14 protein-coding genes are annotated in these 19,458 nt (G+C 59.6%); 8 read left to right on the top strand and 6 right to left on the bottom strand.

Annotated elements, in window-relative coordinates; all coding sequences use genetic code 11:
* Positions 1–201 precede the first annotated feature (201 nt).
* The 3 genes from D8U18_RS19775 to D8U18_RS19765 form a co-directional block, all read right to left on the bottom strand.
* Positions 202–1,566: a DUF3999 domain-containing protein gene (locus D8U18_RS19775; RefSeq protein WP_131108216.1), complete on the bottom strand. Its 1,365-nt coding sequence runs from the start codon at positions 1,564–1,566 to the stop codon at positions 202–204.
* Positions 1,563–4,778, bottom strand: coding sequence for a DUF2339 domain-containing protein (locus D8U18_RS19770; protein WP_131108215.1), 3,216 nt, complete (start codon positions 4,776–4,778; stop codon positions 1,563–1,565). Before D8U18_RS19770 ends, D8U18_RS19775 begins: the two co-directional genes overlap by 4 nt.
* 163 nt (positions 4,779–4,941) lie before the next feature.
* Complete coding sequence (locus D8U18_RS19765; protein WP_056852218.1) at positions 4,942–7,392, bottom strand: glycogen/starch/alpha-glucan phosphorylase; 2,451 nt, start codon at positions 7,390–7,392, stop codon at positions 4,942–4,944.
* 255 nt (positions 7,393–7,647) lie between these two features.
* On the opposite strand from D8U18_RS19765, the gene D8U18_RS19760 reads away from it, so the two are divergent.
* On the top strand, positions 7,648–8,085 hold the full coding sequence (locus D8U18_RS19760; RefSeq protein ID WP_056852217.1) for a YkgJ family cysteine cluster protein: 438 nt from the start codon (positions 7,648–7,650) through the stop codon (positions 8,083–8,085).
* Between the two features lie 215 nt (positions 8,086–8,300).
* Here the strand turns inward: D8U18_RS19760 and typA are convergent, their stop codons facing one another.
* Positions 8,301–10,121 carry a translational GTPase TypA gene (gene typA / locus D8U18_RS19755; protein WP_131108214.1) on the bottom strand — a complete coding sequence of 607 codons (1,821 nt, stop codon included), beginning with the start codon at positions 10,119–10,121 and terminating at the stop codon, positions 8,301–8,303.
* A 139-nt stretch (positions 10,122–10,260) separates the two neighbouring features.
* Positions 10,261–11,715 (bottom strand): tRNA uracil 4-sulfurtransferase ThiI, encoded by a 1,455-nt coding sequence (gene thiI / locus D8U18_RS19750; RefSeq protein ID WP_131108213.1) that lies wholly within the window; start codon positions 11,713–11,715, stop codon positions 10,261–10,263.
* A 328-nt stretch (positions 11,716–12,043) separates the two neighbouring features.
* Here thiI and glnA point away from each other — a divergent pair, with 328 nt between their 5' ends.
* From glnA to ntrC, 6 genes are all read left to right on the top strand, one after another.
* The gene (gene glnA / locus D8U18_RS19740; RefSeq protein WP_056852215.1) at positions 12,044–13,450 is read left to right on the top strand and encodes a type I glutamate--ammonia ligase; all 1,407 of its coding nucleotides are present in this window, start codon (positions 12,044–12,046) and stop codon (positions 13,448–13,450) included.
* Positions 13,451–13,635: 185 nt separating this feature from the next.
* Positions 13,636–14,055: a cupin domain-containing protein gene (locus D8U18_RS19735; RefSeq protein WP_056852214.1), complete on the top strand. Its 420-nt coding sequence runs from the start codon at positions 13,636–13,638 to the stop codon at positions 14,053–14,055.
* Positions 14,056–14,080: 25 nt separating this feature from the next.
* Positions 14,081–14,590: a DUF4124 domain-containing protein gene (locus D8U18_RS19730; protein ID WP_131108212.1), complete on the top strand. Its 510-nt coding sequence runs from the start codon at positions 14,081–14,083 to the stop codon at positions 14,588–14,590.
* Positions 14,587–15,201, top strand: a complete 615-nt coding sequence (locus D8U18_RS19725) for a DUF4124 domain-containing protein (protein WP_131108211.1) — start codon at positions 14,587–14,589, stop codon at positions 15,199–15,201. Before D8U18_RS19730 ends, D8U18_RS19725 begins: the two co-directional genes overlap by 4 nt.
* 230 nt (positions 15,202–15,431) lie before the next feature.
* The gene (glnL, locus tag D8U18_RS19720; RefSeq protein WP_056852211.1) at positions 15,432–16,517 is read left to right on the top strand and encodes a nitrogen regulation protein NR(II); all 1,086 of its coding nucleotides are present in this window, start codon (positions 15,432–15,434) and stop codon (positions 16,515–16,517) included.
* A complete protein-coding gene (ntrC, locus tag D8U18_RS19715; protein ID WP_056852210.1) occupies positions 16,514–17,950 on the top strand; it encodes a nitrogen regulation protein NR(I) in 1,437 nt (478 codons plus the stop codon). Before glnL ends, ntrC begins: the two co-directional genes overlap by 4 nt.
* 532 nt (positions 17,951–18,482) lie before the next feature.
* On the opposite strand, the gene D8U18_RS19710 is transcribed toward ntrC, so the two are convergent.
* Positions 18,483–18,923 (bottom strand): hypothetical protein, encoded by a 441-nt coding sequence (locus tag D8U18_RS19710; protein WP_056852209.1) that lies wholly within the window; start codon positions 18,921–18,923, stop codon positions 18,483–18,485.
* Here D8U18_RS19710 and D8U18_RS19705 point away from each other — a divergent pair.
* Complete coding sequence (locus tag D8U18_RS19705) at positions 18,922–19,377, top strand: tRNA (cytidine(34)-2'-O)-methyltransferase (RefSeq protein WP_056852208.1); 456 nt, start codon at positions 18,922–18,924, stop codon at positions 19,375–19,377. The two genes, D8U18_RS19710 and D8U18_RS19705, sit on opposite strands and share 2 nt — an antisense overlap.
* Positions 19,378–19,458 lie beyond the last annotated feature (81 nt).

Raw genomic sequence — 19,458 nt, 5'->3', positions numbered from 1 at the left:
GGAATGGGGGGGCTAAAAACCCGCGCAGTTTAACGCGAGTCGGGGCGCATTTCCTCCTATCAGACGTGATCGGCTGAAGAGAGTTCATGCTCCGGGTTTAGCGTAGTAGGAAACGGCTCAGATATGAGGCGTCGACGGGCGCCAATTTCGATATTCATGCAGGAGCCCGCCTGCTCGCGATCGGGTGCCAAGCAACCGGTTTCAGGGCTTGACCGGTGGTTTGCGCAACAGGCTGAACGCCATCGCCGCCAGGAACAATACGCTGAGCAACAGCACCGCCCACAGGCCGAATTTCTTCCAGTCGGTGCCCACCACTGCCGGCCCTGGCGTAGCCGAAGGCGTAACCACAACCCCGGCATCCACCGCTGCCTTGCCCAATGTCGCCAGTTTCGCCGCGTTGAAGTCCGGTATCAGGGTCGACAATGGCAGGTTTGCCGCCTTCACCGTCGAGTTGCCCAGCGCCAGCGTATAAGGCCCCGGCCCTCGCGCCAGAAAGACCAGATGCGTCGCCCGCACGGCGAACTTTATTACCGGCACCTGCGCCCCCAATCCACCGCCGCGCTCGTCCACGGTCAGCTTCAATTGCTGCACGGTCTGCCCCGACAATTGCAACTGATCCTGAACCACATCCTGACTGCCCTGGGTCAGGCGATAAAGCAGACCGTTGCTCAGAGGTTGCCACGGCAGGCTACCATTGCGACGACCGGACAACGTGACCGGCGCCAGACTGTTGGCCTGGCTCAGTTCGACCTGCACTCGCTCGACGCTGACGCTCATCGGCAATTGCCAGGTGTACTCGCCGGCCTTCACGCTGGTGCCGGCCAACGCTTGCGACCAGACCAACGGCAACGGCAGACTGCGGCTGCTTTGCAGTTGCGCCGACGTCAGGGTCGGCGCCAATTGCGGTGCCTCCCACAGCAATCGCAAGTAGCGCGCCGACTGCCCGGGCAGAGCGACTTCGTGTTGCTCGACTCGCTCATCGGCAAAAGTCAGCCGCGCGACCTGCCCTTCCCCCCATGACTGCCAATGCTGCAAATCGTCACTGGCCTCGATGGTAAAACGCTGGAAGCCATCGCGCTCGCTGGTCCAGTCAAGAACCAACTGCTGCAAAGGCGCCTTGATGGCACTGGCGTCGAGCAGCCAGCCGCGCAACGCTTCCTCGCCCGCCTCCAACTGAGTGGAGGGCTGCACTTCGACCAACGCGCCGTTGGCAGTCGATTGCACGCGCACGCTCGGCGCATGCTCGGTGGCGTCTACCGAGTTGTACAGCGGGAACCATTTGACGTCGGTCAGCGTGCGGCCGTCTTCAGCTTGCGGGGTGGCCCGCGCCAGCGCGTAGGCCTGTGGTTCGCCATTGGCATTGAACACGCGCACATCGCTCAGGTCGGTTTGCCGGGCATTCAGTTGCACGGTCAAGGGCAGCTCAAGTCGATACCACGGCCCCTCACCGCTGACGGACAACGGCACTTGTGTGGTGAAGTCTGCGAGTTTTTCCTGGGCGCCAGCCGAGAGCGCCATCCCCATGGCTACCACGCCCAACCAGCACAGGTTCAGCTTCTGACTCAAGACGACACTCCTCCAGTTTGCGGGGCCGGTTTCTCGGCATCCTCCGCAGCCTCGGCACGCTTGGGCGGCAACGGGGCAAAGTAGCCCACCACCAGCAGCAACACGCCAACGCCAATAAACGACACGATCCGCGCCAGCCCGCCACGGTTACTCAATTCGACAAAGAACAGTTTCGCCACAACCACGCCGATCAGCGCCGCGCCGATCAGCCAGACTTCACGGCGATGCCGCAAATGGCCGCCGATCATCAGACTCAGAGCGATCATCGTCCAAATGATCGACAGACCGGCCTGCACCCGCATGGATTCAAGCAACGCATCGAGCTGGAACGGCACCCCGCCCCAATGGTGTGCCGCACGCATCACCAGTGCAGTAAAGAACACGAACAACGAGACGCCAGCGATCAGCTGTGTGGCGCGGGCGACGTAGTCCTTGTTGAACTGCAGTTGCGTCAGCGCGTTGCGTGACCAGACGTAAACGCCGAACAGCGCAAACAACAAACCCAGCTCCAGCGGATTGATCAGCGGTACGTAGGGCAGCGGCTCAGCCATGCCGTCACTGACAGCGTTGGCCAACCAGAACCAGCCGAGCATCAACAAGGCCAAGGGCGCGGCGGCATACACACGGTATTCGCGCGCATGGTCCGACATCGGCCACGGCCACTGTCGGGGCGCGGCCACCAGCACCAGATACAGGCTTGGCAGAATCGCCCAACCCAACCAGCGCCAGGCGTTGTACTGCTCGGACAGCAGCAAAAGTCCGTAACGCAATTCCAGGGCCAGTACGCCGATCAGCAGCCAGCAACCGAGCACATGGGCGACACTGAGCACCCGCGCTGCCAGCATCGGAGCCAGGCGACGCAGCGAAATGAAATGCACAACGAACAATGCCGTCCACGCCAGCCACCCAAAATTGGCCGCCGGGTGATAACGCGAATGCCACGCGGCGAGCAAAACCACACCGGCAGCCGGGATCAGCAACGTGCAAAGCAAACCCAGTGACGTCCAATTCAGACGCAAGGCCAACACAGCCCACAACGTTGCGCTCAATAGTGCGACCGCCAGCAGCAACGTCACTTGCAGTTCAAGCGGGGCAAACCGCAGCACCTCGCTGACCCATGCCAGCGACCACCAACCCGCGCCCCAAATCAGCGACGCCTGAGACAAACGTTGCAGAGTCAGCCCGTCAAACACCGTGACGGCGTTGCCGGTTTGCAAGCGCCAGGCCCCGACCAGCCCTGTCAGGCCCAGTAGCAGCGGCGTCCAGAACCCGCCGTGGGCCAAGGGGCGCAAGTCCTCATAGAACGAGGGCGCGGCGACCAGGAACAACATGCCCCCAAGCCACTGAACGGCCATGGCGGTGAACACAAACGTGCGCGACGGCAGACGCAGGCCGACAAACAACGTGATCAACCCGGCCAGCGCCCAACTGATCGTCGTGCCTTCGGCGAAGAAAAACAGCGGCGCCAGCAGATAGATGAACGACAGGCCAAGACAGGCCAACAGCGGTACGCCTTTGCGTTCCCACGGTGAAGTCTGCCCGGGCAGTGCTTTATGCAATGAGTAGAAACTGAACAACAACGCGACGCCAAGCAACAGCGCGCCCAAGGGCGCACCTTCAAGCAGACTATTCTCACCCGCGCCCAGCTCGCTGAGAAACGTCAGTGCCGAGCCCAATTGCAGCAGTAAGGCGAATGCTCGGGCCAACGGTCGTTGCTGACGCAGACCCAGCCAGAAAATCCCTGCGCCCTCTACGGCCCATGCTGCTGTTGTCCAGCGCGCATCGAGCCCCAGTGGAATCGCCAGGCTGGTGAAAATCACACCCAGGGCAAGACAGGTTTCTGCCAGCAGCAACGTTCGGCCGCCAAACAGCAGACGGGCCAGGCCCATGTAGATGATGCCCAGCGCCAAGGCACTGAACGCGGCGGCGAATTCCAAGTGTTGCACCAAGGCGAACTGCAAGCCGAAGCCCACCAGCGGCGGACCGAATAGCAAGGTACCGTCGACATAGTCGCCCTTGCGTGCCGACCACTGCAGTAGAGCCTCACGGCCACCGCCCTCGGGCGCATCGCCGATCTCCAGCAACTTGCGGCGGGCGAACAGCAGACCGATGGCCAAGTACATCAGGAAGAACAGAATCAGAAACGGCTCGGTGCTCCACAACAGTTCCGGCGTGTAGGTGCGCGCACCCCAGGCGAAACCAATGCCGAAAGTGCCGACAAAGCCGATCACGTTCAGCGTTCGCCAGGCCTTGAACCAGGCGATGGCCAGGATGCCGGCATTGAGCAAGGCAAAATAGCTGAACAACGCGACGTGGCTACCGCTACCGGTAGACGCCAGGATCGGCGCGGCAAAACCGCCCAATGCCGCCGCACAGGCCAGCCCCAAGGAGTCCTGGGTGATGGCCAGAATCGCCGAAAACACGGTGACCGCCACCAGCAGCCCGAACGCCGCCGAAGGGTCGAGCAGCGGATGCAATCGCATCGCTGCAAACACCGTCAGATACAGCACCGCAACCCCGGCGCCTTGCAACATCAACGCATAATTGTTGTTACGACGCCGCAGCCACCATCCAAGGCCAAGCAGCCCCAATGCCGCCGCCGCGACACCGGCATAACGCAGCTCGATCGGCACCACCATGCCTTCAGTTGCGTAGCGCAGCAGGAACGCCAGACCGAGAAACAACAGCACCACGCCCACTCGCAGTACGGTGTTGCCACCGAACAGCCATGCTCGAGCGCCATTGATAGCGCGTTCGATGAAATTGGGGCCGCGAGGTGGGGCCGGTTGTTGCGAATCGCGAACGTCCGGCGCAGGTTTCCAGGCATCAAATGATGGTGCGGGATGGTTTACGGTGGCGGCCGCGGTGCTGAGGGGTTCGAGTTCGGGCGGAAGCTCCCAGACCAGCTCAACAGGGGGATGCGCGACCGCAGAGTCGGGGATGGGGTCGGTTTCGCTGATGACAGGCGCAGTGACTTCGGGGGCTTTGGCGCCAGACACCTCCAACACCGCCAGCCGTTGCTCGACGGCATGCAACGCAACTTGAGCCTGCTCCAACAAAAGGCGTTGCGAGTCGGCCTGCGAAGCCAGACGGCCAACTCGAATCGCCTGGCCGATTGCCAAGCCAAGCAGCGCGCCCAGCAGTGCATCGCTGAACGACTCGTCGAGTATCCAGCCCAGCACCAGGCCAATCAGCGTCAACATCCATTGCATGGTCGATATCCTTGAGCGCAATCCAGAAAGATTAGCGTAGCCACGGCCAAAAGATCGCAGCCTTCGGCAGCTCCTGCAAAAACGCTTTAATTCGCGATTTTGCAGGAGCTGCCGAAGGCTGCGATCTTTTGCGGCGCGTCAGTATATCGATCCGACCGAAGACTTACTCCAGCGCTTTCCAGATATCCGTGGCGTACTCGCGAATCGTCCGGTCAGACGAGAACCAGCCCATCCGCGAGGTGTTCAACACCGCCGAACGCCACCACTCCTTGGAATCGTGCCAATGGGCTTCGACCCGCATCTGCGCGTTCCAGTAGGAATCGAAATCGGCGCAGACCAGGAAACGGTCGTAATCCACCAGCGAATCGATCAGCCCGCTGTACCGCGACGGATCATCCGGCGAGAACACCCCGCTACGAATCGCTTGCAGCACATCGTTGAGCCGGTGAGACGCAGCGATGTCCGGCACTGCACTGAACTCGTGGTTTTGCTTGCGCGCTTCCACCTGCTGCGCGCTGAGCCCGAAGATGAACATATGCTCGGCGCCGATGCGCTCGCACATCTCCACGTTGGCGCCGTCCAGCGTGCCGATGGTCAGCGCACCGTTGAGACCGAATTTCATGTTGCTGGTGCCCGACGCCTCGAAACCGGCGGTGGAGATCTGTTCGGACAAGTCAGCCGCCGGAATGATGCTCTCGGCGAGGCTGACGTTGTAATTGGGCAGGAACACTACTTTGAGCAAGCCACGCACGGTCGGATCGTTGTTCACCACCCGGGCGATGTCGTTGGTCAGTTTGATGATCAGCTTGGCCTGGTGATAACTGGCCGCCGCCTTACCGGCGAAGATCTTCACCCGCGGTACCCAATCGATTTCCGGCTCGGCGCGAATCGCCTGGTACAACGCCACGGTGTGCAGCAGGTTGAGCAACTGGCGCTTGTACTCGTGGATCCGTTTGACCTGCACATCGAACATCGCCGCCGGGTTGACCGCCACGCCCAGCCGTTCGTGAATGAGATACGCCAGGGCTTTTTTGCTGTGCAAACGCTGCTCGGCAAACGCCTTGCGGAACGCGGTTTTTTCGGCGAACGGCTCAAGATCGAGCAATCGCGCTTCGGGGTTATCCAGCAGATCCGGGCCGAGTGCATCGACCAGCATCGAGGTCAGCTCGGAGTTGGCCTGATAGAGCCAGCGGCGGAAGGTAATGCCGTTGGTTTTGTTGTTGATCCGCTCCGGGTAGAGCTTGTGAAGCTCGGAGAACACCGTTTTGCGCATCAGTTGCGTGTGCAAACCGGACACGCCATTGACGCTGTGGGAGCCCAGGAACGCCAGATTGCCCATGCGTACCCGGCGGCCATTGTCTTCTTCGATCAGCGACACCGCGCGCAGTACGTCGAAATCGTGAATGCCTTTGGCGCGCAACGAATCGATGTGCTGGGCATTGATCAGGTAAATGATCTGCATGTGACGTGGCAGCATGCGCTCCATCAACCCCACCGGCCAGGTTTCCAGCGCTTCGGGCAGCAGCGTGTGGTTGGTGTAGGACAGCGTGTCGACCGTAACCTGCCAGGCGGCATCCCAGGCCACGTCGTAGACGTCGACCAATTGGCGCATCAGCTCGGCAACGGCAATCGATGGGTGCGTGTCATTGAGCTGGATCGCCGCATGATCCCCCAGGGTCAGTACCGAGGTGTGCATGTTGCGATGGCGACGCAGCAAGTCCTGCAATGATGCCGCGACAAAGAAGTATTCCTGACGCAGACGCAGTTCCTGGCCGGCTTCGGTGCTGTCCGCCGGATACAGCACGCGGGAGATACTCTCGGCGCGGGCCACTTCGGCCACTGCGCCAAGGTGGTCACCGGCGTTGAAACGCTCAAGGTGCAAGTCTTCCATGGCCCGTGCGCGCCACAGTCGCAGGGTGTTCACGCTCGCTCCTCGCCAGCCGACCACGGGTGTGTCGTAGGCAATGGCCCGCACGGTTTCCGCCGGGTGCCAGACTTGCTTGGACTTGCCACTTTCATCGGTCACGGTCTCGACGCTGCCACCAAAACCGATCGGATATACCACCTCCGGACGCTCGAACTCCCAAGGGTTGCCGAAATCCAGCCAGTGTTCGGTTTGCTCCTGCTGCCAGCCGTCGACAATCGCCTGACGGAACAGGCCGTGTTCATAGCGAATGCCGTAGCCATGACCGGCGATGCCCAGGGTCGACATGCTTTCCATGAAGCACGCCGCCAGACGACCGAGGCCCCCGTTGCCCAGCGCGGCATCGGGCTCCAGCAGGCGGATGCGCTCGAGGTCGACGCCGAGTTCGGTCAGGGCCTCGCGCGCGACGTCGAGCAGGCCAAGGTTGCTCAGGCTGTCGTAGAGCAAGCGACCGATGAGAAATTCCAGGGAGAGGTAGTAAACGCGCTTCTGACCTTTGCGATAAATCTGACGCGTGTGGTCCATCCAGTGCTCGACCATGTGATCACGCGCTGCCAGGGCAATGGCTTCGAACCAGTCGTGGTCGAAGGCGTGATCCGGGTCTTTGCCCACCGCATAGGTGAGTTTGGTCAAGACGGCGTCGCGGAATGCGGCCACCTCTGCTTCGCGAACAAGTGGTTCTTGAGTCATCGATAGGACCTCGAGCGAGCGTTGAGTTGTCTGAGCCTAGACGGTCTGACAGGTGGTAGAGGCTCTGGTTCGGCAGTTTTTCCCGCAAGTGCGAAACAGATCGGCAATACATTGTCGTGTACCGGAATCAATGCAGGGGCCGTGCCGGATTAGCGGTTCGCCGCACGCCGATGAAAAAATCTGGCGAAAGGTTGTTCAAAAATCCACCAGTCCCGGTATGATCGCGCGCCCTGATGCACACGCTGGTAACAACCGATGATGAAGCCCAACCTGATCGCCGCCGCGGAGATCGACCGACTCGATACCTGGGCAAAATATTCTGCCCCCATGTGCGGTTCGTGCATATCCAGCTGCTGCACCCTGCCGGTCGAGGTCAAGATCAAGGATCTGATCCGTATCGGCGTGGTCGATGAGTTCGAGATGGGTGATCCGCCGAAGAACATCGCCAAGCGCCTGCAAAAGGAAGGTCTGGTCGAGCGTTTTAACCAGAAGTCGGGAATCTTCACCCTCCAGCGCATGAGCAACAACGATTGCCTGTACCTGGATCGCAAGAGCCGTCTGTGCACTATTTATGAAAAGCGCCCGGATACCTGCCGCAACCACCCGAAAATCGGCCCGCGGCCAGGGTATTGCGCGTACAAGCCCAAGGAAGTGGTGCGCGAGCAGAATTCGCGGTCGATCGAGCGGTTCTGATAGTTCCTGATTTTTTTGGCGGCTGATCGGCCGCCATCGCTGGCAAGCCAGCTCCCACAGTGATTGTTGTCGTACACAAATTTCATGTACGACTCAAATCGTGTGGGAGCTGGCTTGCCAGCGATGGGGCCAGCAAAACACCACACATATCCCGGACAAACAAAAACGCCCCCGGCCTTTCGACCGGGGGCGTTTTCGTCAAGCCGGGCTAAATCTTATGCCTTGGCTTTCTTGGCAGCGCGGGTACGCTCGCTTTCGTCCAGGATCTTCTTGCGAAGACGGATGGACTTAGGCGTCACTTCACACAGCTCGTCGTCCTGGATGAATTCCAGAGCCTGTTCCAGGGTGAAGCGAACAGGTGGAACCAGAGCGATGGTTTCGTCTTTACCCGAAGCACGCATGTTGTCGAGCTTCTTGCCTTTGGTTGGGTTGACACCCAGGTCGTTGTCGCGGCTGTTCTGACCAACGATCTGACCGTTGTAGATCTCCTGGCCGTGTTCTACGAACAGCTTGCCACGAGCCTGCAGGGTTTCCAGCGAGTAGGTCAGAGCCTTGCCGGTTTCAACCGAAACCAGAACGCCGTTCTGACGACCGGACATGTCGCCGGACTTCATCACGTCGTAACGGTCGAAGATCGAGGTCAGGATGCCAGCACCGTTGGTCAGGGTCAGGAACTGGTTACGGAAACCGATCAGACCGCGAGCAGGGATGTTGTATTCCAGACGTACACGGCCCTTGCCATCCGGCACCATGTTGGTCAGGTCGCCTTTACGCAGGCCCATCTCTTCCATCACCTTGCCCTGGGATTCTTCCGGCAGGTCGATGGTGACGTTTTCGAACGGTTCGTGCTTCACGCCGTCAACCAGACGGATGATCACTTCCGGACGGCCTACAGCCATTTCGAAGCCTTCGCGACGCATGGTTTCGATCAGTACCGAGAGGTGCAGTTCGCCACGGCCGGAAACCTTGAACTTGTCAGCCGAGTCGCCTTCTTCAACGCGCAGTGCAACGTTGTACAGCAGCTCTTTGTCCAGACGTTCCTTGATGTTACGGGAAGTCACGAACTTGCCTTCTTTACCGCAGAATGGCGAGTCGTTTACCTGGAAGGTCATGGAAACGGTTGGCTCGTCGACGGTCAACGGCTTCATCGCTTCAACGGTGTCCGGGTGGCACAGGGTGTCGGAGATGAACAGCGAGTCCATACCGCTGATGCACACGATGTCGCCTGCAGCAGCTTCTTCAACGTCTACACGGTGCAGACCGTGGTGACCCATCAGCTTCAGGATACGACCGTTACGCTTCTTGCCGTCGGCGCCGATAGCAACAACCGGGGAGTTCGGCTTGATGCGACCACGAGCGATACGGCCAACACCGATAACACCCAGGAAGCTGTTGTAGTCCAGTGCGGAGATTTGCATCTGGAACGGACCGTCACGGTCGACTTTCGGCGCAGGTACGTTGTCGACGATCGACTGGTACAGCGGGGTCATGTCTTCAGCCATGTCGGTGTGGTCCAGACCGGCAATACCGTTCAGGGCCGAGGCGTAGACGACTTTGAAGTCCAGCTGTTCTTCGGTGGCACCCAGGTTGTCGAACAGATCGAAGATCTGGTCCAGAACCCAGTCCGGACGCGCGCCTGGACGGTCAACCTTGTTGATGCACACGATCGGACGCAGGCCGGCTTCGAAAGCCTTCTTGGTCACGAAACGGGTTTGCGGCATAGGGCCGTCTTGAGCGTCAACCAGCAGCAGAACGGAGTCAACCATCGACATTACGCGTTCAACTTCGCCGCCGAAGTCGGCGTGGCCCGGGGTGTCCACGATGTTGATGTGGTAGCCGTTCCAGTTGATGGCGGTGTTTTTCGCCAGAATGGTAATACCGCGCTCTTTTTCCTGGTCGTTGGAGTCCATCACGCGCTCGTCGTTGAGCTCGTTGCGCTCCAGAGTGCCGGATTGACGCAAGAGTTTGTCTACCAGGGTGGTCTTACCATGGTCAACGTGAGCAATGATGGCGATGTTGCGTAGATTTTCGATCACTTGTGTATCTCGATCAGAGGATTCGGTGCGCTGACAAGTCTTGGCAGCGATTTACAGTAGAGTCAGGCCTTGCCGTTACAGCTTGACGGCGGCGTCGGGGGGCCGGTGACGCAAGCCACAGGCAAACAGCCCCGGGCACTTAGCTCGGTCGATAAACGCGCACATTGGCATGCCCCTCACTGAGCAAATGGTGGGCATGCAGGCGACTCATCACGCCTTTGTCGCAATAAAGCAGGTACTGGCGAGTAGGGTCCAGTTCCTTGAAACGAGCGTTCAGTGCATAAAACGGCATCGTTTGTACCTCGATGCCAGCGAGATCCAGCGGGTCGTCTTCAGCGGCGTCCGGGTGACGGATATCGATGACGATCTGACCGGCCAGCGCTTCGCTGACTTCTTCAATTTGCAAATCCTGGCCCAATTCATCGATCACGCGATCGATCGGCACCAGTTTGGCGTTTTCGAGCGCTCGCTCGAGTACCGCCATATCGAATTCTTTCTCTTCATGCTCGACGCGATGGCGCTTGGCTGCGGTCTTCGGGTTGACCGAGATGACGCCGCAGTATTCCGGCATGTGCCGGGCGAAATCGGCGGTGCCGATTTCGTTGGCCAGATCGATGATGTCCTGCTTGTGGCTGGCGATGAGCGGTCGCAAGACGAGCTTGTCGGTCACGCAATCGATCACGCTCAGGTTCGGCAATGTCTGGCTCGATACCTGGGAGATCGCCTCGCCGGTCACCAGCGCTTCAATGTGCAGTCGATCGGCAATTTGGGACGAAGCGCGCAACATCATACGCTTCAATACTACGCCCATATGACTGTTATCGACTTTGCCGAGAATTTCTCCCAGCACTTCCTCGAACGGCACACTGACAAATAACACGCGTTGGGAGCTGCCGTACTTCTTCCAGATGAAATGCGCGACTTCCATGACGCCCAGTTCGTGGGCACGTCCGCCCAGATTGAAGAAGCAGAAGTGGGCCATCAGGCCGCGTCGCATGATCTGGTAAGCCGCAACGGTGGAGTCGAAGCCACCGGACATCAGCACCAGCGTCTGCTCCAACGCGCCCAGCGGATAACCGCCGATGCCGTTGTGCTGGCTGTGGATCACAAACAACCGTTGGTCGCGAACTTCGATGCGAACTTCGATTTCAGGCTTTTTCAGGTCGATTCCGGCGGCACCACACTGACGACGCAACTGGCTGCCGACGTATTTCTCGATGTCGATCGAGCTGAACGGGTGCTTGCCCGCGCGCTTGCAACGCACCGAAAAAATCTTCCCGGCCAGCGCATCGCCGTAGTGCTGCTTGCACTTTTCAACGATGTCGTCGAAATCCCCCAGCGGGTACTCGTCGATTTGCAGGAAGTGTGCGATGCCCGGCATGCAGCTCAGGCGCTCGCCCATCTCTTTCAGGGCCTTGGGGTCGCTGACGCGGGTTTCCAGCTCGAGGTTGTCCCACACGCCGTTCACCACCACAGCCGGGTCCAGATCGCGGAGCACGGCACGGATGTTCTTGGCCAATTGGCGGATGAAACGCATCCGTACCGGGCGGCTCTTGATGGTGATCTCGGGGAAGACTTTTACGATTAATTTCATGGAAACAGCGCGCGCAGGGCCTGCCGAAAAAGGGGGGCGCGGATTATAGCGGAAATTGCTCAAGGTTTAACCAGTTAATGTGCAGAAGGTTTTGCCCGCACCAAAAGAGGTCATTTTTAGCTTTAGGCGCCACATTGTAGGGCGATAATTTGTTCTTTCAGGCGCCTTGCACCTTTATAAGCGTGAATTTGGGGCAAAAAACCCATGGTGGGGCACTGGCATGCAATTTGCTCCCTTGTGAGGCAGGTTGCCTTGGCAGAGTATTCGCGCCGGCATCACAAACATTTAAGGGCATCCACTACCAGCCCTAAGCCACCCGGAGGACACTATGTCGAAGTCGGTTCAACTCATCAAAGATCATGACGTCAAGTGGATTGATCTGCGCTTCACAGACACCAAAGGCACTCAGCACCACGTGACCATGCCGGCTCGCGATGCGCTGGATGAAGACTTCTTCGAAGTCGGCAAGATGTTCGACGGCTCTTCCATCTCTGGCTGGAAAGGCATCGAAGCCTCCGACATGATCCTGATGCCGGACGACTCCACCGCCGTTCTCGACCCGTTCACCGAAGAGCCGACCCTGATCCTGGTCTGCGACATCATCGAACCTTCGAGCATGCAAGGCTACGATCGCGACCCACGTGCGATCGCCAAGCGTGCTGAAGAGCACCTGAAAGCCACCGGTATCGGCGACACCGTATTCGCCGGTCCAGAGCCAGAGTTCTTCATCTTCGACCAAGTGAAGTTCAAGTCCGACATTTCCGGCTCCATGTTCAAGATCTACTCCGAACAAGGTTCCTGGATGTCCGACCAGGACATCGAAGGCGGCAACAAGGGCCACCGTCCTGGCGTCAAAGGCGGCTACTTCCCGGTTCCACCGTTCGACCACGACCACGAAATCCGTACCTCCATGTGCAACGCACTGGAAGAAATGGGCCTGACCGTCGAAGTTCACCACCACGAAGTGGCAACTGCCGGCCAGAACGAAATCGGCGTCAAGTTCAACACCCTGGTGAAGAAAGCCGACGAAACCCAAACCCTGAAGTACGTTGTGCACAACGTTGCTGACGCCTACGGCCGTACCGCTACCTTCATGCCTAAGCCTCTGTACGGCGACAACGGCTCGGGCATGCACGTACACATGTCCATCTGGAAGGATGGCAAGAACACCTTCGCAGGCGAAGGCTATGCCGGTCTGTCCGACACCGCTCTGTACTTCATTGGCGGCATCATCAAGCACGGTAAGGCCCTGAACGGCTTCACCAACCCGGCGACCAACTCCTACAAGCGTCTGGTACCAGGTTTCGAAGCCCCGGTAATGCTGGCCTACTCGGCCCGTAACCGTTCCGCTTCGATCCGTATTCCTTACGTGTCGAGCCCTAAAGCCCGTCGTATCGAAGCACGCTTCCCGGATCCGGCTGCCAACCCGTACCTGGCTTTCGCAGCACTGCTGATGGCTGGCCTGGACGGCATCCAGAACAAGATCCACCCTGGCGATGCAGCTGACAAAAACCTGTACGACCTGCCGCCTGAAGAGGCGAAAGAGATCCCACAAGTTTGCGGCAGCCTGAAAGAAGCCCTGGAAGAGCTGGACAAAGGTCGTGCGTTCCTGACCAAAGGCGGCGTTTTCTCCGACGACTTCATCGACGCTTACATCGCTCTGAAAAGCGAAGAAGAAATCAAGGTTCGCACCTTCGTACACCCACTGGAATACGAGCTGTACTACAGCTGCTGATCCGGTAGCGCCTGCGCAAGCGGCGTGACTAAAAAGAGGCCTCCTTCGGGAGGCCTCTTTTTTTTTGGTCATTTTCCGACAGCGGTTATCTCCTTCTCCTCGGACATTCACAGCATCGTCCGGCATCAATCCGCTCAAGTTGTTCGTAGCCTGCTCCGTCTTGCCCGAACTCAACGGATAAAACAATGAAGACCTACCTGCTGACTCCCCTGCTCGCCACCTTGACTACTGCATTGCTGGGCTGCAGCCCGGCATCGCAACCGGCAGGCATCGAACGGAAAATTCTCCTGCAAAGCAGCACCTCCTGGGACAACACCCCCTACACTCGCTACCCCGCAGCCGCCCCTGAACTGACACTGCTCAAACTCAAGATACCGGCCAACACTGAACTCGACTGGCATACTCATCCAATCCCCAACGCGGCCTACATTCTCGCGGGCGAGTTGACGGTTGAGGGCAAGGACAATGGCTTGGTCCAGCACTTCAAACAGGGCGAGGCGCTGGCTGAAATGGTCGACACCACGCATCGTGGAAAAACCGGTGACAAGCCGGTAGAACTCATTGTGTTCTATGCTGGCAGCCAAGGAATTCCATTGTCGGAGTAATTCTCGCTGCCCACAGGGAGGCTGAATGCGGCCACTTTTTATGCTTTTGCTGCTGCCTTTGGCTTTTCCCGTGGTGGCCCAGATCTACAAATACACCGATGCGGATGGCAATACCGCTTACAGCAATCAACCGCCCGACGGAGTACAGGCCCAGCCGGTCGAGCTGCCGCCACTCAACAGCGTTGTACCCCAGCCTGCTCCAGGGTCAACCACGCCAACCAATACGGACGAACAATCGCGCAATGCCTACGAAGTACTGGAGCTGACTGGCCTGCCCACCACCGAAGCCCTGCGCGCGAACAACGGCACCTTCACCGTCAATGTGTTGATCAAACCGCGATTGCAAGGCCCGCACCTGTTCAGACTGGTCCTGGATGACCAACCCTACGGTCAGCCCGGCAATGTGCCGATCCTGCAACTGGTGAACATCGACCGCGGCCTGCACAGCCTGGCGGTGCAAGTAATAGACGGGGAAACCGTGGTCCAGCAAAGTCCCAGTGTGACGTTTACCGTGCAACGGGTGCACAAGCCTTGAAGGGTTGGTTGCTGATCGGCCTGCTGTTGGCCTTGCCCGCTTCGGCGCAGGTGTTTACTTACATCGACGCCCAAGGCAATCGGGTCTTTACCGATCAGCCCAGACCCGGCAATGCCAAGCGCGTCCCGCTGGCAACCAGTAACCGAATGGCCGTCCCAGACTCCGCACCAGAGCGCAGCGCAAAGAAACCAGAGCAAAAACCCCTGTTCCACTACGACCTGCTGCGCATTCTGGTGCCGGAGCCCGATGCCACTGTACGCAGCACTGCTGGCGAAATCATCGTCAGTATCACCAGTGAGCCAGGCCTGCAAAAAGGCCATCGCTACCGCTTATTGCTCGATGGCCAACCCACGGCCGAGCCCGGTATCAGCCCGGTGTTCCCGCTGACCAACATCGACCGCGGCACCCACCAGCTGTCCGTGGAGGTCCTCGACGAACACGGCCGAACCGTTGAACGTACCGCCAATCAGCCTTTCCACATGCAGCGCATGTCCCTGGCGCAAAAGCGCAAGGTCAAACCGTGCGCAATCGATGACTATGGCCAACGGCCGGAATGCCCGCTTGCCGAGAAGCCAGTCGAAGAAAAAAGTCCGTTTTTACGCTTCTTCTAAATTGGCTCAGGTTTGCGCACTATATTGGTGCGATTGGTTGCACCTTCGCCAAATTCCAACCCATTTTGGTTCGAAACTACTCGCCGAAGGTGGCAGAGCGCCACTCAATCGAGCGCCGAACGCCCATTTCGGGCGATCCGCGCTTCTTTTCGGAGCCTTGGTTTGGTTTTTGCATTTTCCTCGCGTCAGCGCTTTTTTCTTGCGCATGCTTTGCCCTAAAAGAGGTCCCGATGACCATTAGCGACGCACTCCACCGTTTGCTACTCGACAACCTCACCACCGCGACCATCCTGCTCGATGCCGAATTGCGCCTTGAGTACATGAACCCGGCGGCGGAAATGCTGCTGGCCATCAGCGGCCAGCGCAGCCATGGGCAGTTCATCAGCGAGTTGTTCACCGAATCCACCGAAGCGCTCAATTCGTTGCGTCAGGCCGTGCAGCAGGCGCACCCGTTCACCAAGCGCGAAGCGATGCTCACCGCCCTCACCGGCCAGACCCTGACGGTCGATTACGCGGTCACACCGATCCTCAGCAATGGCGATACGTTATTACTGCTCGAGGTACATCCCCGCGATCGCCTGCTGCGCATCACCAAGGAAGAGGCGCAACTGTCGAAGCAGGAAACCAGCAAGATGCTGGTGCGCGGCCTGGCCCACGAAATCAAGAATCCGCTGGGCGGCATTCGTGGCGCGGCGCAATTGCTGGCCCGCGAACTGCCGGAAGAAAGCCTGCGCGATTACACCAATGTGATCATCGAGGAAGCTGACCGCCTGCGAAACCTGGTCGATCGCATGCTCGGTTCCAACAAGCTGCCCTCGCTGGCCATGTGCAACGTCCACGAAGTTCTGGAGCGCGTCTGCCATCTGGTCGAGGCCGAAAGCCAAGGCTGCATCACATTGGTGCGCGACTATGACCCAAGCATCCCCGACGTGCTGATTGACCGCGAACAAATGATCCAGGCCGTGCTGAACATTGTGCGTAACGCAATGCAGGCCATCAGTAGCCAGAACGAGCTGCGCCTGGGCCGCATCAGCCTGCGTACCCGTGCCATGCGTCAGTTCACCATCGGCCACGTGCGCCATCGCCTGGTGACCAAGATCGAAATCATCGACAACGGCCCGGGGATCCCCGCCGAGCTGCAGGAAACCATCTTCTTCCCCATGGTCAGCGGCCGCCCGGACGGTACCGGGCTGGGCCTGGCCATTACCCAGAACATCATCAGCCAGCACCAGGGCCTGATCGAATGTGACAGCCACCCCGGCCACACCACGTTCTCGATCTTTCTGCCACTGGAACAAGGAGCCACATCGACATGAGCCGTAGTGAAACCGTGTGGATCGTCGATGACGACCGTTCTATCCGTTGGGTCCTGGAAAAAGCCTTGCAACAGGAAGGCATGACCACGCAAAGCTTTGACAGCGCCGATGGCGTGATGAGCCGCCTGGCGCGCCAGCAGCCGGACGTGATCATCTCCGACATCCGCATGCCCGGCGCCAGTGGCCTGGACCTTCTGGCGCGGATTCGCGAACAGCACCCGCGGCTGCCAGTGATCATCATGACCGCGCACTCCGATCTGGACAGCGCTGTCGCGTCCTACCAGGGCGGTGCCTTCGAGTACCTGCCCAAGCCGTTCGATGTCGATGAAGCCGTCTCCCTGGTCAAGCGCGCCAACCAGCACGCCCAGGAGCAACAAGGCCTGGAAGTCGCTCCGACCCTGACCCGCACCCCGGAAATCATCGGCGAAGCACCGGCGATGCAGGAAGTGTTTCGCGCCATCGGCCGCTTGAGCCACTCCAACATCACTGTGTTGATCAACGGCGAGTCGGGTACCGGCAAGGAACTGGTGGCCCACGCCCTGCATCGTCACAGCCCTCGTGCGGCATCGCCGTTCATTGCGCTGAACATGGCGGCGATCCCGAAAGACCTGATGGAGTCGGAACTGTTCGGCCATGAGAAAGGCGCGTTCACCGGCGCCGCCAACCTGCGTCGCGGCCGCTTCGAGCAGGCTGATGGCGGTACGCTGTTCCTCGATGAAATCGGCGACATGCCGGCCGACACCCAGACCCGCTTGCTGCGCGTACTGGCCGATGGCGAGTTCTATCGCGTTGGCGGTCATGTGCCGGTCAAGGTTGATGTGCGCATCATCGCCGCCACTCACCAGAATCTGGAAACCCTGGTGCACGCCGGGAAATTCCGTGAGGACTTGTTCCACCGCCTCAATGTAATCCGCATCCATATCCCGCGCCTGTCGGACCGCCGCGAAGACATCCCGACCCTGGCCAAGCACTTCCTCAGCCGTGCCGCGCAAGAACTTGCCGTGGAACCAAAGCTGCTCAAGAGCGAAACCGAGGAATACCTGAAGAATCTGCCGTGGCCGGGCAACGTGCGTCAGCTGGAGAACACTTGCCGCTGGATCACGGTCATGGCTTCGGGCCGCGAAGTGCATATCGGCGACCTGCCACCTGAGCTGCTGAGCCTGCCGCAGGATTCGGCGCCAGTGACCAACTGGGAGCAAGCACTGCGCCAGTGGGCCGACCAGGCATTGGCACGCGGTCAGTCGAGCCTGCTCGACAGCGCCGTTCCGGCCTTCGAGCGCATCATGATCGAAACAGCCCTCAAACACACCGCTGGCCGTCGCCGTGATGCCGCCGTATTGCTGGGTTGGGGGCGCAACACCCTGACGCGCAAAATCAAGGAATTGGGCATGAAGGTCGATGGCGGGGATGATGATGAGGGGGATGAGGGCTAGTTTCACCGCTTGATTTTCATCGCTCTTGAGCTCCATTCGCGGGCACGCCTCGCTCCTACGGGATTACTGCCATTCAGGCCCCGTAGGAGCGAGGCTTGCCCGCGATGCTTTTAGGGGCCGGATGCACCGCCGCAATGCACCGTGAACCGCAATCGCGCACTGTGACCGCTCTGAAATCCAGTCTGCACTCGCAATCGAAGCCCTGCCGAAAAAACGCAAAAGCCCCGGATTACGGGGCTTTGCACATCACGACAGGGCTTTTTGTTTCAACTTATGAAAACCTGGCATGCCCCCTGCAATAGTCCATTCAGTGGTTCAGACCACTACCCAGTTTCGGGGACCTTGGTACAGGCAGGCCGGGGATTCCCCTCTTTACACCGGGCTCACACCGCACAAGCGACGAGCCCATCCCGTTTTGGGGTCCTTGGTACAGGCAGGCCGGGGATTCCCTCTTTACACCGGGTTCACGACGCCATGCGCGAACCCTCCCGTTTTGGGGACCTTGGTACAGGCAGGCCGGGGATTCCCTCTTTTATTGCTCCCGGAGATGGACCTCCAGCCGCCAGCGGTCATCGACCTCGCTACCGGCCCACTCACCCTGCAGGGGACGGGCCGCCACCACCGTCAGCAACAACCCCCCATCGCTCAACCGCACCCGCCAGTTCACGCTCTTGTCGTTAAGCTTGAGCTGACCTTGCTGCGCCTTGCCCTCGGCCTCGAACAACAACGCGACGCTGCCATCGACGATCTCGCCGTGGGTCTTGGGTTCGTTGTTGAACCACACCACCAGTGCGTCGCCCTTTACTTCGATTTGCTGCATGACGCTGGGGTCGGGCGTGGTCAGGCGACCGATCATCAGCCCCACCATCACCCCGACAATGGCCAGCGACATCATCACCCGCGGGAATAGTTTCGAACGCGAGTCGGCTTGCGGCGTAGAATGCCGCTCATCTTTACCTTCGGAGCCGTGCATGTTTCACGTCATCCTTTTCCAACCAGAAATTCCGCCGAATACCGGCAACGTTATCAGGCTGTGCGCCAACAGTGGCTGCCATCTGCATTTGATCGAGCCGCTGGGCTTCGAGATGGACGACAAGCGCCTGCGCCGGGCTGGCCTCGATTACCACGAGTATGCCACCCTGCAGCGCCACGCGGACCTTGCCAGCTGCCTGGAAAGCCTCGGTCATCCACGGGTGTACGCTTTTACCACCAAGGGCTCACGGCCATTTCACGATGCCAGTTTCGTCCCCGGTGATGCTTTTCTGTTCGGCCCGGAAAGCCGTGGCCTCCCCGCCGACGTGCTCGATGCCCTGCCCGCCGAACAGCGCTTGCGTCTGCCGATGCGTGAAGGCTGCCGCAGCCTGAACCTGTCGAATACCGTGGCGGTGGCGGTGTACGAAGCCTGGCGCCAGAACGACTTCAAATAACACCGCGACTGATCGTTCCCACGCTCTGGACTGCACCCCAAAGGTTGGACACAACCGATGGGGTGTTTCATGGGGAAGTAC

Source organism: Pseudomonas sp. Sample_10 (assembly GCF_004321495.1).
In the GTDB taxonomy this organism is placed as follows: Bacteria; Pseudomonadota; Gammaproteobacteria; order Pseudomonadales; family Pseudomonadaceae; genus Aquipseudomonas.
The sequence above is the reverse complement of the archived record's forward strand: the minus strand, read 5'-3'. Positions and strand labels throughout refer to the sequence as shown.